This is a genomic window from Sulfitobacter sp. 1A13421, assembly GCF_043557285.1.
Classification (GTDB): Bacteria; Pseudomonadota; Alphaproteobacteria; order Rhodobacterales; family Rhodobacteraceae; genus Sulfitobacter; species Sulfitobacter faviae.
In genome coordinates, this window is the sequence record NZ_JBIFFQ010000002.1 from 448,231 (window position 1) to 465,008 (window position 16,778).

Sequence of the window (16,778 nt, forward strand, 5' to 3'; positions counted from 1 at the left end):
CTGGCTATGAGGTCCATCTGGGTAGAAATGGGTGAGGTCATGAACGAGATTACATCGCTGAACGCGAACCAATTGGCCGTGCAGGCACCGGAATCGATGCCGCATTCGATCGAGGCCGAACAGCAGCTTTTGGGCGCGATCCTGACCAACAATGACGTCTACGACCGTGTCGCCTCGGTCATCGGGCCCAAGCATTTCTACGAGCCGGTCCACGCCCGCATCTTCGACATCGCGGCCCAGCGGATCGCCAAGAACAACCTCGCCTCCCCGGTCACGCTCAAGGCCTTTATGGAGGACGATGAGGGGCTGAAGGAGCTGGGCGGCCCGGCCTATCTGGCCCGCCTTGCCGGTGCGGCGATCAGCGCCTTCGCTGTACGCGACTACGCGCAGATGATCTATGACCTCGCCGTGCGCCGCGACCTCATCCAGCTCGGTCGCGACATTTCGGCCAAGGCAGCACAGGTTGATGTCTCTTCCGAGCCGCGCGAGCAGATCGTCGAGGCCGAGCAGGAGCTTTACAAGCTGGCCGAACAGGGTCAGGTCGAAAGCGGTTTCCAATCCTTCCTCAAGGCCGTCACGGATGCGGTCAACGTCGCCAATGCCGCCTACCAGCGGGATGGCGGCCTTTCCGGCGTCTCCACCGGGCTTATCGACATGGACAAGAAACTGGGCGGTCTGCACCGCTCGGACCTTCTGATCCTTGCGGGGCGTCCTTCGATGGGTAAGACCTCGCTCGCCACCAACATCGCCTTCAACGTGGCCAAGGCCTACAAGCGCGGGATGAAGCCCGACGGCACTGAGGGTGCTATCGACGGCGGCGTCGTGGGCTTCTACAGCCTAGAGATGAGCGCCGAACAGCTTGCCTCGCGGATTCTGTCGGAAGCTGCCGAGATCCCCAGCCACCAGATCCGCTCGGGCGACATGACCGAGGCCGAGTTCCGCCGTTTCGTCGATGCCGCCAAGGCGCTCGAGGCCTGCCCGCTCTTCATCGACGACACGCCTGCCCTGCCGATCAGCCAGCTTGCCGCCCGCGCGCGGCGCCTGAAGCGGACCCACGGGCTCGACGTGTTGATCATCGACTACCTCCAGCTCGTGCGCGGCACCGGCAAATCCGAGAACCGGGTGAACGAAATTTCCGAGATCACCATGGGCCTCAAGGCCATCGCCAAGGAACTCGACATTCCGGTGATCGCCCTGTCGCAGCTCTCGCGTCAGGTGGAGAGCCGCGACGATAAACGGCCGCAGCTCTCGGACCTTCGGGAATCCGGCTCGATCGAACAGGACGCCGACGTGGTGATGTTCGTGTACCGCGAGGAATACTACAAGGAACGCGAGAAGCCCGGCGATCACGAGCTCGACAAGATGGCGGTCTGGCAGGAAGAGATGGAGCGTCTGCACGGCCGCGCCGAGGTGGTGATCGGCAAGCAGCGTCACGGGCCCATCGGCACGGTTGACCTCAGCTTCGAGGGCAAGTTCACCCGCTTCGGCAACCTCGTGCAGCCTTGGCAGCAGGGCGGCGGGGACGATCAGGAGTTTTGAGGGCTGGCGCCTTCCGTTTCCCCTGACCAGCGATCTTAAAGAACTTAGGGCCATCGCCTGCCCGCGGGTGGGCGATGCAACAGAAGTTCGGTACCACTTTATCCTTCAACCATGATGTGCGTTCCGCGAGGTCTCACCCAGCCTCGCCAAATCGCCTACCCGGTCGCACCAAAGGTGCGCCGATCATAATCCGGCACGCCTCCGGCGTGACAGGGCGGGCAGGCGATGGCCCGGCGCCTGCGGCTTGATTCCGGGCTGCGTGGCAACCTCGACTGGTGCTTTTGCCGCCATGATCGGTCTTAAGGAACGCCATGCCGAACTTCACCTAGTGGCCCCCCTTTCGCCAAGCAGGCTATGGCCCGGCGCCTGCGGCCTGATTCCGGGCCCGGTGGCAAAAGGGCCCGGCAACGCTACCGGGCCCCAGCCTCACTCAGCCGCCGATTTCACCTCATACACTAACCCCTTGGCGGTCCCCTCCGGAAAACCCCGCCAATAGCTGTGGTCCTCCTTCTCGGTCCCATCCTCCTCGACCGACCAGACGCCGTCGTTCGAGTTCTCTACCAGATCGAGATACGCCGCCTTCTCACTCTCACCCTTCAAATGACTGTCCATCCACGCGGTCACGAAATGCTGGGCGATGTTGTTCATCCGCGCCGTATCCCAGACCGCGTCGGTGTAATGCTCGGAGATGTTGAAGCCCTTGTCTTCGCTGAAGTAATAGGCCTCCTCCGGCGCCGGCATGGGCGCGCCCGCGTTGTGGCCCGCGTTCATGTAGGTCAACAGCGCGCGGTCTACGTTCGAGGTGTTCTCCCAGATCGCCCGGATGCCGTTTTCGTAGAGCGAGGTATCGTCCTGCGAGCCTGCGATAAACAACATCGGGATCTGCACCCCGGCCAGCCCCTCGGCATCCCAGAAGCCGCGGTTCATGCCCCAAGGGCCGAAGGCCACGGCGGTCTTGATGCGCGGATCGGGCAGCGCGTCATGCGTCTCGGAGCCCGCCTGATGAATGCCCAGCGTTCCATGCGGCCCGCCCCATGTATAGCCGACCGACGTTTCCGTCACCCCGCCTCCGGCGGTGATGATCGCGCCGTAGCCGCCCATGGAATAGCCGATCAGACCGGTGTTCTCGGCATCATAGAGCCCCGCGAAGTCACCGCCCTCCGCGGCCTTCTGCGCCATCTGCTCCAGCACGAAAAGCTGGTCCAGCGAGCGGTTCACCAGTGTCGAGCCAAAGGCTGCCTGCGTGCGGTAGGTGCTGTCGGTATGGTCGATCGAGGCCACGACATAGCCCTTGGAGGCGAGGTTCTCTGCCAGATGCGACATGAGGTAACGGTTGCCCGGATAGCCATGGCTGATCAGCACCAGCGGAAAGGTCTCGCCCTCTGCCGGATCGACGTCGCGCATCGCTTGGCCCTGCAACGTGACCTCGGTGGTGCCGTCGCGGAGATAAGCCTTGAAGGCGGTCTCGCCCTCCGCCCCCTCGGCGGCGGGGTAATACATCTCCACCGTCAGCGGCCGGTCATAGCGCGGCACCTCCTCAGGCTTGTCGGCGGCGGGGTCGATGGCGAGGATGTCGATCTGGTCGGGGTTGACCATCTCCAGCGTGCGCACCCCCACGGCATGATCGCCATAGGCCGCAAGCTCGGGCGCATTCGGCAATTGCCGGTCGATCCGGTTCTCCGCCTGCGCCGCGCCAGCGGTAAGGCCCGCGGCAAGCAGGGCTGTGGTGGTCATATGTCGGTGCATGGTTCGTCCTCCCTTGAATTGGGCCAAGCCTACCCGCGCCACGGGGACAGGCAAGCGCCCTTCGGGTAACGTTACGGAAGTTTCACACCTACCCCCGCGCGGCGCGGGCCACTTCGGCCTCGCTCAGCCCGTATTTCCCAGCGAACCGCGCTCGGGCGGCCAGCAGTCTTGGATCGTCGGGCTGCATCCCCAAGGTGCGGATGAAAGCCACCCGCTGCTGCTGTTTCAAAGCCTCGGTGTCGATATCGGTGCCCATGGCCCGGTCGATGATCTCCCCGCCCGGGCTGACGTGGAACCACTTGTTGAAGTCGCGAAAGTGATGCTGATTGTGCAGCCGGGTAACATGCCGCTCCACCGCCGTTTTCGGCACCGTGAGATGCGCCGTCATGTGAAACCACTCATAGCCCAGAAAGGTCAGCACCCCGCCCAGAGGCACGATCGCCGTGGCGATCCAGATGCTCGCCTCGACCCCCAAAAGCGCCGCGATGCCCCAGACCAGAAGGAAATTCCCCACGAGCATCGGCAGCGCGACCCAGAGCGGCACGAAGAACAGCCCGTGATTGGTCGGGAAGTCATGGTGCCCGTAATGCGCGCGGTACAGCAGATCAAAGGCCCATTGCCGCTTGGGCGGGGCAAGGTGAAAGACATGCCGGTGCAGGTTGTATTCATTGAGCATCTGCGCCGCGACCCCCAGCGGCACCAGCGCCCAAGACCACAGCGGCGCCCCCCAAAGCATCGCAACAAAGGCCACCACAGCGGCCAGCGCCATGAGCGACACGCCCGCATGGCCGAACATGATCTTGATCCGTGACATCCGCCTGACCTCCCCATCCTGCGCATCCGGTAGGCAAAACTGTAACAAATCCCCCGCCTGCCTGTCGCGCATGACGTTAGGTGCCCTTGGCCGCTTGACCTCCCCCCTCATTCCGGCCCACATCCGCGCATGAGCAAAGCGACCCTGACCATCGACCTACAAGCCATCGCCGACAATTGGCGCGCCCTCGACCGTATGACAAAGGCCGAGACTGCCGCCGTGGTCAAAGCCGACAGCTATGGGCTGGGCGCCGCCCGTGTGGCCAAGACATTGGCCGAGGCCGGGGCGCGACAGTTCTTCGTGGCCCTGACCGAAGAGGGCGTGGCCCTGCGCCAAGCCTTGGGCGAAGGCCCGGTGATCAATGTCTTTTCCGGGCATATGCCGGGCGATGCAGAGGCGATTGCCGGTGCCGCGCTGACGCCGATGATCAACTCGACCGAGCAACTGCTGCGCCAGCTAGAGACCCTGCCCGGCCATGCTTTCGGCATCCAACTCGACAGCGGGATGAACCGGCTGGGGATGGAGCCTGCGGAATGGGCAGCCCTGCGCGACATCGCGCTGAGTCAGAACCCCAGGCTGATCATGTCGCATCTGGCCTGCTCGGACGCGCCGGATCATGAAATGAACGATGCGCAACTGCGCAGTTTCAGCGACATGACCCAAGGGGTTGAAGTGCCGCGCTCGCTCTCCGCCACGGGGGGCATTTTGTTGGGGCCGGAGTATCATTTCGACGTCACCCGCCCCGGCATCGGTCTTTACGGCGGGCGCCCTTTCACAGAGGCGCGGCCCGTGGTCACCCTCGACGTACCAGTGATCCAGAGCCGCAGCGTCACCCCCGGGGAGACTGTGGGCTATGGCAACACATGGACGGCGGAGAGCACCGTCAAGATCGCCACCGTGGCCGCGGGCTACGCCGACGGCCTTCTGCGCGCGATGGGCAATGCGACCGGCACCGCCTGTTTCCAGCATGAGGGTGTTACCCTGCCCATCCTTGGCCGCGTCTCAATGGACCTGATCACGGTAGATGTTTCTGCATTGGAGGAGGTGCCCGCGACCTTGCAACTGCTGGGGCAAAGCCAAGGCGTTGACGATTTGGCGGATTGGGCGGGCACGATCGGCTATGAGGTGCTCACCTCTTTGGGCGCAAGATATGCGCGAAACTACGCCGGTTAGGTCGGCGATTTTCCCCGCGTCGCAGCACGCCGCCGCGAAAGATGCTGCGCGACTCACTGCCATTTCCCCAGGGTACGCATCGTCCCTGCCCTGCGCTGCCGATCACGAAATTGCACTGCGCAGGCGCAAATAACTTCCGAAAAACCTGCGGTTGTGCCATAATCTCGGCAAAACTACGTTAAATCCTCAGCATAATCCCGCAGGGAATGGGAACAAAGAAGGATAAGGAGGCGTTGGTCGGCAGAAACTTGCTTAGTAGCTCTTCCAGGGGGGAGAAAGTATGTCCCAGCTTCGTTCCTTTGCCTACCTCATTCAATTCGCCTTTCAGCGGCTCGCCGTTGTGGTTTTTGCCCTCGCCGCGCTTGCCCTTACGGGGGCCAGCTTCATGGCGGCCCTTGGCCTTTGGAATTGGATCAGCCTTGATCTGCAATACGGCGGTGAGCCTGTCGAAAACGCCGGGATGTACGCCCAACTGGCGCTGACCGTCCTTGCCGTGGGCCTGTGCTTTTTCCTGCCCACCAACCGCCGTGTCATGCAGCTTGAGACCTCGCACCGCCAATTCAATGTCGGCATGCAGGACGTGGCCCGCGCCTATGCCGCCGTGCACGCCGCCGACCGGGCCGAAACCTTTCAGATGAGCTCGGAATTCGATTCCGTGCGCGAACGTCTGGCCTATCTGCGCGATCATCCCGACCTCGCCACGCTGGAGCCTGCCGTGCTGGAAATGGCCGCTCAGATGAGCCACGTGGCCCGCGATCTGGCCGAAGTCTATTCGGATGAGAAACTGGCCCGTGCCCGCAGCTTCCTCAAGCAGCGTCAGGAAGAGGTCGAACTCTTCAACAGCCGCCTCGATCAGGCCAAAGCGATCTCGACCGAGATGAAACATTGGTTGCACGAAGTCGAACTCGAAGAAAGCGTCGCCGTGGCCCAGCTTGAGCGTCTGCGCGAGGAAATGCGTGAGATCATGCCAGAGCTTGGCCTTGAACGTGTGGTCCAAACCGAAGCACCCGAGCGCAAGCCTGAGACGACATCACTCGACAATATCGTGATCGACCTGCCGCCCAAAGCCGCTGAGTAATGCCAGCGGCGGCATCCGGCCCATTGGGTTCCCCCCCCGGGATCATCACCCAAGGGCCGGATGCTTTTCCTTTGACGCCATCGGGCACCTGCGCGAAAAGGACCCATGGCCAAATCCTCCTCCAGTTTTTCCTGCGCCGAATGCGGCGCGAAACATTCCAAATGGTCCGGGCGCTGTGACGCCTGCGGCGCGTGGAATTCCATCGTCGAAGACAAAGGCATCTCCGCAGGCCCGCCCAGCAAATCCTTGGGCGCAAGGCGCGGCTCTGCCATTGAACTCACCGATCTTGCCACACAAGAAACCCCGCCCCCGCGCGCACAGTCGGGCATTGCGGAGTTGGACCGCGTGTTGGGCGGCGGGCTGGTGCCTGCTTCGGCGATCCTCGTGGGCGGCGATCCCGGCATCGGGAAATCAACCCTCCTGCTGCAAGCCGCCGCGCATTTCGCCAACTCCGGCCTCAAGACGATCTATGTCAGCGGCGAAGAAGCCAGCGCGCAGGTCCGCATGCGCGCGCAACGTCTGGGCCTTTCCGAAGCGCCGGTGAAACTGGCCGCGGAAACCAACCTGCGCGACATCCTAACCACGCTCGAGGCCGAGCGCCCGCAGCTTGCCATCATCGACTCGATCCAAACCATGTGGGCCGACAACGTCGAAAGCGCGCCCGGATCGGTCAGTCAGGTCCGCGCCGCGGCACATGAGTTGACCAGCTTCGCCAAACGCCGCGGGGTCGCGGTGATCCTCGTGGGCCATGTCACCAAGGAAGGCCAGATCGCTGGCCCCCGCGTGGTGGAGCATATGGTCGACACCGTGCTCTATTTCGAAGGTGAGCGCGGGCACCAGTTCCGCATCCTGCGCGCGGTGAAAAACCGCTTTGGCCCGGCGGATGAGATCGGCGTTTTCGAGATGACGGGCGGCGGTCTGTCAGAGGTGATCAACCCCTCGGCGCTGTTCTTGTCGGAACGCGGACAACCCTCTCCCGGTTCGGTCGTCTTTGCGGGCATCGAAGGCACCCGGCCTGTCTTGGTCGAACTTCAGGCGCTCGTGGCCCCCTCGCCCCATTCCCAAGCGCGCCGGACGGTGGTGGGCTGGGATTCGGGCCGTTTGGCGATGATCCTCGCGGTCTTGGAAGCGCGCTGCGGGATTCCTTTCGCGGGGCTGGATGTCTACCTCAATGTGGCCGGTGGTATGAAGATCTCCGAACCCGCCGCCGATCTCGCCGTGGCCGCCGCGATCCTCTCGGCGCGGGAAGACGCGGCCCTGCCCGCCGAAACCGTTGTTTTCGGTGAGATTAGCCTCTCCGGTGCGCTGCGCCCCGCCAGCCAGACGGAAAACAGGTTGAAAGAGGCGCAAAAACTTGGTTTTACGAGCGCTATTGCACCGCGCGGCGGCAAGGCTGTGGGTGTGACCGGAATTGCGCTGAATACGATGAGCGATCTGACCGGATTTGTTGGCGAAATTTTCGGGGCGGGCTGATCCCCCCTTAGACGAGGGCGAGAACGCGCATGGACGGTTTTACCATTATTGACGGGGTGGTCGCGGTTGTCATCGTGCTATCGGCATTGCTGGCCTATGGCCGTGGGCTGGTGCGCGAGTTGATGGCGATTGTCGGCTGGATTGCAGCGGCTGTGCTGGCCTTTCTTTTTGCGCCGCAGGTCGAACCGCTGGTGCGTGAACTGCCCTATGTAGGCGATTTTTTGGCCGATAGCTGCGAATTGTCGGTGATCGGTGCCTTCGCGCTGGTCTTTGCCGCGGCGCTTATCGTGGTCTCGCTCTTCACGCCGCTCTTCTCCTCGCTCGTGCACCGCTCAATGCTGGGCGGCGTGGACCAAGGGCTTGGCTTCATCTTCGGAGTCGTGCGCGGCGTGCTGCTCGTCGCGATTGCCTTCTTCGTCTACGACACCGTCATCACCGGTGAGCGGACCACAATGGTCGAAAACAGCCGCTCCGCCGCCGTATTCTCGCGCTTCACCGGCCAGATCGAAGAAAAAGACCCGCAAGAGGCGCTCGGCTGGATCACCAACCGCTATGAGGCGCTGGTGGGCAAATGTAGCGCCTAAGGCCTTCATAACCTCTTAACACAATCCTTTTAGACAGGCGGCCAGAGCATAATGGCCGCCTGTTTTGCGTTTGGGCTGGGCAGGTTACGGGGGCCGCCTCCTTGGCGGGCAATGCGGCGCTTTATCCTGCCTCATGCCCCCCGCAGGCGACATGCGGGGTGACAGCCGCTTGCGAAGCCCCTACATAGGCAGCGACCTCACCCGGATTCGGAGTTGCCCCGTTGTCCAAGCACATGCCGCCCGCCCATCCCTTTGACACTTCCTATCTGCGCGACAGCGGAGATGAGGATAAACTGAAGGAGGAATGCGGCGTCTTTGGCGTGGTTGGCGTTGCCGATGCCGCCACTTTCGTGGCCCTTGGCCTGCACGCCCTCCAGCACCGTGGACAAGAGGCTGGCGGCATCGTCAGCTACGATCCCGCCGCCGGTTTCCAATCGGCCCGCCGCTTTGGCTATGTCCGCGACAACTTCACCTCGCAGGATGTGATGCAGACCCTGCCCGGCGAGTTGTCCATCGGTCACGTCCGCTATTCGACCTCTGGCAACAAGGGCCCCACCGCGATCCGCGACGTGCAGCCCTTCTTTGGTGAGTTCGCCATGGGCGGAGCCGCGATTGCCCATAATGGCAATATCACCAATGCCAACGCCCTGCGCCGTGAGTTAATCGAGCGGGGCTCGATCTTCCAATCCTCATCCGACAGTGAGTGCATCATTCACCTGATGGCCCGATCCTTGCAGCAAAACATCCCCGAGCGGATGGAAGATGCGCTGCGCCGGGTCGAGGGGGCCTTTTCGGTCGTTGCCATGACACGCACCAAGCTGATCGGCGTGCGCGATCCGCTGGGCGTGCGCCCGCTCGTGCTGGGCCGTGTCGGCGATGGCTGGGCGCTGAGCTCGGAGACATGCGCGCTCGACATCATCGGCGCGGAATTCGTCCGCGAGATCGAACCGGGCGAGATGGTGGTGATCACCGAGAAAGGGGTCGAAAGCCATTTCCCCTTCCGCCGTGTCGCCTCGCGTTTCTGTATTTTTGAGCATGTCTACTTCAGCCGCCCCGACAGCATCCTCGGTGGTCGTTCGGTCTATGAAACGCGTGAGAATATTGGCCGCGAACTGGCCAAGGAAAGCCCGGTGGAGGCCGATCTCGTCTGCCCTGTGCCTGATAGCGGCACCCCGGCGGCGATTGGCTATAGCCTTGAATCCGGCATCCCCTACGCGATGGGCATCATCCGCAACCAATACATGGGCCGGACCTTCATCGAGCCGACCGAGCAGATCCGCAACATGGGGGTCCGTCTCAAGCTCAACGTCAACCGCGCGCTGATCAAGGGCAAGCGGGTGATCTTGGTCGACGACTCGGTGGTGCGCGGCACGACATCGCGCAAGATCAAAGAGATGATCCTCGACGCGGGCGCGAAAGAGGTGCACTTCCGGATCGCCTCCCCCCCCACGGCTTGGCCCTGTTTCTACGGCGTCGACACCCCGCAGCGCGAAAAGCTACTGGCGGCGACCATGTCCGAGGATGAGATGCGCGACCACTTGCAGGTCGACAGTCTCAAGTTCATCTCGCTCGACGGTCTCTACCGCGCGGTGGGCGAAGCCGAAGGCCGCAACGCCGACTGCCCGCAATATTGTGACGCTTGTTTCTCGGGCGACTACCCGGTGACCCCTGCCGATCAGGTTAAGGAAGGTTTCCAGATGAAGCCCGCCGCCGAGTAACCCGCCAGACGGATCAAACCAAAGCAAAGGCCGCGCCCGGTTCCCCGGACGCGGCCTTTGCTTTTCCGCATTGCGCAGGGCAGCTTAATTCTGCGCCGCAGGCTCCGCCGCGTCATTGGCGCTCTCGGTTGCGTCATCCACGGCATCGCTGATCGCCTCCCCGGCGGCATCCACGCTGCCTGCGATTGCATCGGCGGCGTCTTCGGCGGCGTTGGTCATATCTTCGGCCACCTCGGGCGCATTTATCGCCTCAGAAGCTTCGATGGCCACTTCTTGCGGCCCCTTGCCGGTGAAAAGCATATAGCCCGCCAGCGCAATCAGCGCCGCCACAACCAACCAGACCAGATTCTTCATTCCATTCCCCTTAATCTACGCCCCGCGAGGTTAAAGATTTCCCCCGGGGCCGCATAGCCGTGAATTGCGCCACATTCGCCCCAGATCAAGGGTAAATCGCCGCAAACCCCACGCATAGCGTGATTTTGCGACTTGAAGATGCCCCCTCGCGGGTTTACCTTGCATTCTGGAATTAGGTAACAATCAAAGGACCATCACCATCGCTCGCAGACCTCATAACGCGCCGCCCCAACGTGACACCGGCCCGCGCGTCAACGACAAGATCCGTGCCTCCGAAATCCGCCTGATCGGTGCAGATGGCGAAAACGTCGGCGTCGTGACGCCGCAGCGTGCCATGGAAATGGCCGACGAAGCCGGCCTCGACCTTGTTGAAATTTCGCCCAATGCCAAGCCGCCCGTGTGCAAGATCATGGATTTCGGCAAGTTCAAATATGAACAGCAAAAGCGCGAGAGCGAAGCCCGCAAGAAACAGAAGATCATCGAGATCAAAGAGGTCAAGTTCCGTCCCAATACGGACAAGAACGACTACGATGTGAAGATGCGCAATGTCTTCAAGTTTCTTGAAGGTGGCGACAAGGTGAAGGTTACCCTCCGGTTCCGTGGCCGCGAGATGGCGCACCAGAACCTCGGTCGTGAGCTTTTGGAGCGCGTCGCTGCCGACACCAAAGAGATCGGCCGGGTGGAGAACTTCCCCAAGATGGAAGGCCGCCAAATGGTCATGGTGATCGGGCCGCTGCCCAACAAGTGATCAGCTCAATCGGGTCCGCATGACGGGCCCGACTGGCACCTTCACCATCCAAAAACGCAAAACGCCCCCGGATCGCTCCGGGGGCGTTTTCTGTTTGGGGTGTTTGTCTGCTTAGCGCAGCAGACCTGTAATGTTGCGCACCACGGCACGACGGTTCGCAGGTTCCGCCGACGTGGTCGGCACGCGCAGCTGGCTCTCGCCATAGCCCTGCGTGATCAGGTTGGCGGGCGGCACATCAAAGTACTCGGTCAGCGCCAGAGCCACGGTCTCCGCGCGGCGGTCCGACAGGGCGAGGTTATAGCTCGCATCGCCAACCGCATCGGTGTGACCTTCGACGAGGATCACGGTGCGCGGGTCCTTCTGGATCAGGTCACGCAGTGTGGTGCCGATATTGGCAAGCGCGCGGGCCTGTTCAGGCTGGATCGCGGCGGAGCCAGTGGGGAAGCGTACGGCATCGAGTTCCAGTTCCGGCGCAAGCGAGCGTACCTCACGGATTTCACGCACCTGACGCAGGGAGAATGTCCGCCCCTGATCGTTGCGCATCTCAGCTTGCAGCGCCTGACGGAGCGCGGCTTCGTCTTGGGTGCTGGCGCGCTGTGCTTGCTGGGTCTGCTGAACCTGCGGCAGATCGTTCACGACAACTTCGCGCTCTTCCACGAGGTCATCTACCAGCACATATTCACGGCCCTGCGCATCGAAGTTCGTCCGGCGCAGCACGGTGCCATCGCGCGAGCGGATAGTCTCGACCCGGCTGCCGTCGCTTTTGGTCACGATGGTCCGGGTGGAGCCGTCGTCGAAAGTCTGGGTCTGCACCTCGTCACCGGGGCGGCGAAGCAGAGCGTTATCGTCCTTCAGCACGCGCAACTCGCCAGTGTCGTCCTGCACGACCACACGGTCACCGGAGCGGCTGACGATCTTCTCACCATTGTTCAGAACCGAGCCGACAGCCACGGCCCCAAGGCCGAGCAGCAGCGCTTTTTCGAAGTCCGACATCCCGCTGTCTTCGTCCTCAGCGGCGGCGGCATCGGCTTCGCCTGCGGCAGTCACTTCGGTTTCGAAGTCTTCGTCCGAGCTGCGCACGTCTTCTTCGGTAACTTCTTCGGTCACGACTTCGGCGTCCGCATCGCTTTCGGCAGCAGCGGCGGCGGCGGCGGCAGCTTCACGCTCGGCGCGGCGTTGCTCACGGCGCTCTTCGCGGCGTTCGGCACGGCGGGCTTCGCGGCGCTCTTCACGGGCTTGGATCTGCTCTTCGGTCAGACCGGCGTTGTCTTCCTCGCCGACTGCTTCGCCGCTGGTTTCGGCTTCCATTTCGGCCTCGGCTTCTTCCGAGGTCTCGACCACAGTCTCATTGGCTTCCGCGTCAGTCGCAGCTTCGGCGTTTTCGTCGGTTTCTACGGTTTCGGTCACCTCGGCATCAGCTTCAGCGGTCGCTTCGGCTTCAGCTTCCACGTCCTGCGCGGTCTCGGCCTCGGCGTCGTCTTCAATCTCGGCCTCGGCCTCAACCTCGACTTCGCTTTCCTGCTCGGCTTCAACTTCCGATTCGGTCTCAACCTCTTCCTCGACTTCGACCTCGCTCTCAGTCTCGGCGGTCATTTCGGCTTCGGCCTCTGCGGCTTCCGCTTCCGCTTCGCTCGCAGTTTCCTCTGCCGCCTCGGCTGCGGCTTCAGCCTGCGCCTCTGCTGCATCGGCGGCCTCTTCGGCCTGTTCGGTCACGTCGTTCACAGCAGCGGCAGCAGCGTCACCCGTCGCTTCAACCGCGCCAGTTGCCTGATCCAGCAGCGAACCCGCCTCGGCTTCGGTTTCCGCCTCGGCCTCGACCTCTGCTTCACCTTCCGCTTCGACTTCCGCCTCGGCCTCACCGCTCAGCCCGGCCATAACACGAAGCTCTTCGGCACTCTCTACCGTCTGATCGTCGAATGCGCAGGGGAATTCGGTCGCTTCGCCCACGGGGCCGCATTCATTCAGATTTTGCTCCTGCGCAAAGGCGCCATGCGGGAAAGCCAAGGCAAGGCTCAGACCCAGCGAAGTCGTAGATCTCAGTAGGTTTTTCATTTTCACGTCCTCATCATTACGGGAACGCCGTTCGGGCAGCGCTTGTCACCCAACGCATGATGGGGGCGCTGGTTCCGCTATCCAATATCAAGAGCTTACCCCATGAAAATACCGCGCCCCCTATAAGGACGCGGCAAAGGTTTACGCTGCTGTTATCGGCTATCAGGCGATGGCGGCCACAGCGCGGCGGGTCATCACGCCGCACAAATGGGCGCGGTAGGCGCCGCTGCCGTGCAGATCGCTGATCATGTCACCCGCGTCCAGTGTCAGCCCCTCCAACGCCTCCGGCGCGAACCGTTCCGACAGGGCAGTTTCGGCTTCACTCCAGCGGAAGACACCGTCGTTCGACGCACCCGTGATTGCCACGCGCACCCCATCGCCGAGGCGCGCGACATAGGCCGCGACCAGCGGGAAGCGCGAGGCGGGCTGGATGAATTTCTCGTAATGCGCGGCCTCAGGGATGGGGAAACGGACGCCGGTGACGATCTCCCCTTCCTCCAACGCGGTGGTGAACATGCCTTGGAAATAGTCATCCGCGGCAATCTCGCGGCGGTCGGTCTCAATCGTCGCGCCACTGGCCAGAGCGCCCGCCGGGTAGCAGGCAGAGGGGTCGTTATTGGCGAGCGATCCGCCGATGGTCCCCCGGTTGCGCACCGCCGGGTCGCCGATCCGTGCGGCGAGGCTGGCGAGCGCCGGGTAGCTCTCCGCCGCCTCGCGCATGACCGTGGCATGGGTCGTGCCGCCACCGATCCAAAGCGCGCCATCGCGCATCTCAACCCCTTTGAGCGCATCGATCCCCGCCAGCGACACCAGAACCGAGGGCATCGCCAGCCGCGCCTTCAGCGTGGGGATCAACGTCTGACCGCCGCTGAGCGGTTGCGCATCCTCCTGCCCCACAGCCTTGACCGCATCCGCCACGCTGCTGGGGCGCTCTACTTCGAAATCATACATCTTTCATCCTTCCCAGAGGCCGCCCGAGCGTCGCCTCTTTTCTCAAACCAATCTTCAGCAGGCGCTTAGCCATTCATCGCCTCCCAGACCCGCGCGGGGCTGACCGGCATGTCGATATGGCCGATGTCCTTCCCGCCCGCGCGCATGGCGTCAAGCACCGCATTGACCACCGCAGGCGGGGAGCCGATGGCCCCCGCCTCCCCACAGCCTTTCACGCCCAAGGGGTTGTGGGTGCAAGGCGTCTGGCAGGAGTGATCCACGTCATAAAACGGCAAATCGCTTGCGCGCGGCATGGCGTAATCCATGTAAGACGCGCTAAGCAGTTGGCCGTCCTCGTCGTAGGCGCAGTTCTCCAACAGCGCTTGACCGATACCTTGGGCCAGACCGCCGTGGACTTGGCCCGTCACGATCATCGGGTTCACCACATTGCCAAAATCATCCGCAGCGGTGAAACGTTCGACGGTGACATGGCCGGTTTCAGGGTCCAACTCGACCTCGCAGGCATAGGCCCCCGCCGGATAGGTGAAGTTCGACGGGTCGTAAAAGGCGGTTTCCTCAAGCCCCGGTTCGATCACTTCCAACGGGTAGTTATGCGGCACATAGGCGGCAAGCGTCACATCGCCCCACGCCACGGATTTATCCGTGCCCGCAACGCTAAAGGCCCCATCCTTCAACTCGATATCCCCTTCCGAGGCTTCCAGAAGGTGGCTTGCGATCTTCTTGGCTTTGGCGATGATCTTTTCGGTCGCGCGCACCATGGCGCTGCCGCCCACCGCGAGCGAGCGCGAGCCATAGGTGCCCATGCCCATCGGCACCTTGGAGGTGTCGCCATGGACGATCTCGACCATATTCTCGTCGATGCCGATCATATCGGCCACCACCTGCGCGAATGAGGTCTCATGCCCCTGCCCGTGGCTGTGGCTTCCGGTCATCACGACCAGCCCGCCGGTGGCGTTGACCCGCACCGTCGCGCTTTCATAAAGCCCCGCGCGTGCGCCGAGTTGGCCCACAAGGTTCGACGGCGCAATGCCGCAGGCCTCGATATAGCAGTTCACGCCAAAGCCGCGCAGCTTCCCCTTCGCCTCACTCTCACGGCGCCGGGCTTCAAAACCCGCGTGGTCGGCGATCTCTTCGAGCTTGTCCATCGTGGCGTTGTAATCGCCCGTGTCATATTCCACCGCCACCGGTGTGGCATAGGGAAACTCCGTCACGAAGTTCTGGCGGCGCAGTTTGATTGGATCGACCTGCAACTCATGCGCGGCCTTGTCGATCAAACGCTCCAACTGATAGGTCGCTTCGGGCCGACCGGCCCCGCGATAGGCATCTACTGGCACGGTATTGGTAAAGACCGCCTTAACGTTCACGTAGATCAGCGGCGTTTTGTAATTCCCCGCCATGAGCGTGCCGTGCAGCCAGGTCGGCACCGAGGGCGCGAAGGTCGACAGATAGGCCCCCATATTGGCATAGGTATCGGTGCGCAGGGCGGTGAAGTTATTCTCCGCATCCAGCGCCAGTTCGATTTTGGTGACATGGTCGCGGCCATGGGCGTCGGACATGAAGGCTTCCGAGCGGCTTGAGGTCCATTTGACCGGACGCCCCACCGCCTTGGCCGCGAAGGTGCAGAAGGCCTCCTCCTGATAGTGAAAGATCTTGGTGCCGAAGCCACCGCCCACGTCAGGGGCCACCACGCGCAACTTGTGCTCGGGGATGCCCAGCACGAAGGCGCCCATCAGCAGACGGATCACATGCGGGTTCTGGCTGGTGGTATAGAGCGTATGCTCCCCGTCCGAGCGGTTGTAATCGCCGATGGCCACGCGCGGCTCCATCGGGTTGGCGACGAGGCGGTTGTTGACCAGTTCCAACGTGGTGACATGGGCGGCCTCGTCAAAGGCTTTGTTCACCGCCTCCTTATTCTCTTCCACGAAACCCCAGTCGTAGCAGAGGTTGCTGGTCAGGTCGTCATGCACCTTGGGCGCATCGTCTTTCAGCGCGTCTTTCATGTTCACCACGGCGGGCAACTCGTCAATATCGACAACAATCGCCTCGGCGGCGTCACGGGCCTGCGCCAGCGTCTCGGCCACGACGGCGGCGATGGGCTCGCCCACATGGCGGACCTTTTCATGGGCCAGCACGGGGTGTTTCGGCTCCTGCATGGGTTGACCGTGTTTGTCGGTCACCTGCCAGCCGCAGGGCATCCCGCCCACTTCGGCGAAATCTGCGCCGGTGAAAACCTTTAGCACGCCGGGCATGTCTTCGGCGGCAGAGGTATCGACCCCGGTCAGCCGCCCATGGGCCACATCCGAGCGCAGGAAAAACACATGGGTCTGGCGGCGCAGGTTGATGTCATCGGTATAGCGCCCCGCCCCGGTGAGAAAGCGCACATCCTCCCGTCTTTTGCTGCTGGCCCCAATACCGCTCGTCGGTTCAAAATCCTTTGGCATAATATCCTCCCGTTTGGTGGCGGTGCGATGCACCTGATCCGTCACGCGGGTTCCGGTTCTGGCGGTCCTCCCTCCGCCATCACCGGTCTGCTCAGCGCGACACTGCT

13 protein-coding genes are annotated in these 16,778 nt (G+C 62.7%); 7 read left to right on the top strand and 6 right to left on the bottom strand.

Annotation, left to right across the window (positions count from 1 at the left end; translation table 11 throughout):
* Positions 1-39: 39 nt before the first annotated feature.
* Entirely contained in the window at positions 40-1,539 is a 1,500-nt protein-coding gene (locus tag ACGYLI_RS05945) for a replicative DNA helicase (protein WP_067268251.1), read from the top strand.
* Positions 1,540-1,965: 426 nt separating this feature from the next.
* On the opposite strand, the gene ACGYLI_RS05950 is transcribed toward ACGYLI_RS05945, so the two are convergent.
* Both ACGYLI_RS05950 and ACGYLI_RS05955 read right to left on the bottom strand, forming a co-directional pair.
* The gene (locus ACGYLI_RS05950; RefSeq protein ID WP_394418296.1) at positions 1,966-3,273 is read right to left on the bottom strand and encodes an alpha/beta hydrolase family protein; all 1,308 of its coding nucleotides are present in this window, start codon (positions 3,271-3,273) and stop codon (positions 1,966-1,968) included.
* A 100-nt stretch (positions 3,274-3,373) separates the two neighbouring features.
* Positions 3,374-4,099 carry a sterol desaturase family protein gene (locus ACGYLI_RS05955; protein WP_394418057.1) on the bottom strand — a complete coding sequence of 242 codons (726 nt, stop codon included), beginning with the start codon at positions 4,097-4,099 and terminating at the stop codon, positions 3,374-3,376.
* A gap of 129 nt (positions 4,100-4,228) precedes the next feature.
* On the opposite strand from ACGYLI_RS05955, the gene alr reads away from it, so the two are divergent.
* The 5 genes from alr (at position 4,229) to purF (ending at position 10,125) form a co-directional block, all read left to right on the top strand.
* Entirely contained in the window at positions 4,229-5,272 is a 1,044-nt protein-coding gene (alr, locus tag ACGYLI_RS05960; protein WP_394418060.1) for an alanine racemase, read from the top strand.
* A 280-nt stretch (positions 5,273-5,552) separates the two neighbouring features.
* Positions 5,553-6,350, top strand: coding sequence for a DNA repair protein (locus ACGYLI_RS05965; RefSeq protein ID WP_394418063.1), 798 nt, complete (start codon positions 5,553-5,555; stop codon positions 6,348-6,350).
* Positions 6,351-6,455: 105 nt separating this feature from the next.
* Entirely contained in the window at positions 6,456-7,823 is a 1,368-nt protein-coding gene (gene radA / locus ACGYLI_RS05970) for a DNA repair protein RadA (protein WP_067268243.1), read from the top strand.
* A gap of 29 nt (positions 7,824-7,852) precedes the next feature.
* Positions 7,853-8,407, top strand: coding sequence for a CvpA family protein (locus ACGYLI_RS05975; RefSeq protein WP_394418066.1), 555 nt, complete (start codon positions 7,853-7,855; stop codon positions 8,405-8,407).
* A gap of 233 nt (positions 8,408-8,640) precedes the next feature.
* Positions 8,641-10,125, top strand: coding sequence for an amidophosphoribosyltransferase (gene purF / locus ACGYLI_RS05980; RefSeq protein ID WP_209217844.1), 1,485 nt, complete (start codon positions 8,641-8,643; stop codon positions 10,123-10,125).
* Between the two features lie 84 nt (positions 10,126-10,209).
* Here the strand turns inward: purF and ACGYLI_RS05985 are convergent, their stop codons facing one another.
* On the bottom strand, positions 10,210-10,479 hold the full coding sequence (locus tag ACGYLI_RS05985; protein WP_271687103.1) for a hypothetical protein: 270 nt from the start codon (positions 10,477-10,479) through the stop codon (positions 10,210-10,212).
* Between the two features lie 199 nt (positions 10,480-10,678).
* Between ACGYLI_RS05985 and infC the strand changes: the two genes are divergently transcribed.
* On the top strand, positions 10,679-11,227 hold the full coding sequence (gene infC / locus ACGYLI_RS05990) for a translation initiation factor IF-3 (protein ID WP_394418298.1): 549 nt from the start codon (positions 10,679-10,681) through the stop codon (positions 11,225-11,227).
* Between the two features lie 111 nt (positions 11,228-11,338).
* On the opposite strand, the gene ACGYLI_RS05995 is transcribed toward infC, so the two are convergent.
* From ACGYLI_RS05995 to ACGYLI_RS06005, 3 genes are all read right to left on the bottom strand, one after another.
* Entirely contained in the window at positions 11,339-13,279 is a 1,941-nt protein-coding gene (locus tag ACGYLI_RS05995; RefSeq protein ID WP_394418069.1) for an OmpA family protein, read from the bottom strand.
* Between the two features lie 162 nt (positions 13,280-13,441).
* Positions 13,442-14,230, bottom strand: a complete 789-nt coding sequence (locus ACGYLI_RS06000; RefSeq protein ID WP_394418072.1) for an FAD binding domain-containing protein — start codon at positions 14,228-14,230, stop codon at positions 13,442-13,444.
* 65 nt (positions 14,231-14,295) lie between these two features.
* Positions 14,296-16,671, bottom strand: coding sequence for a xanthine dehydrogenase family protein molybdopterin-binding subunit (locus ACGYLI_RS06005; protein ID WP_394418075.1), 2,376 nt, complete (start codon positions 16,669-16,671; stop codon positions 14,296-14,298).
* Positions 16,672-16,778 lie beyond the last annotated feature (107 nt).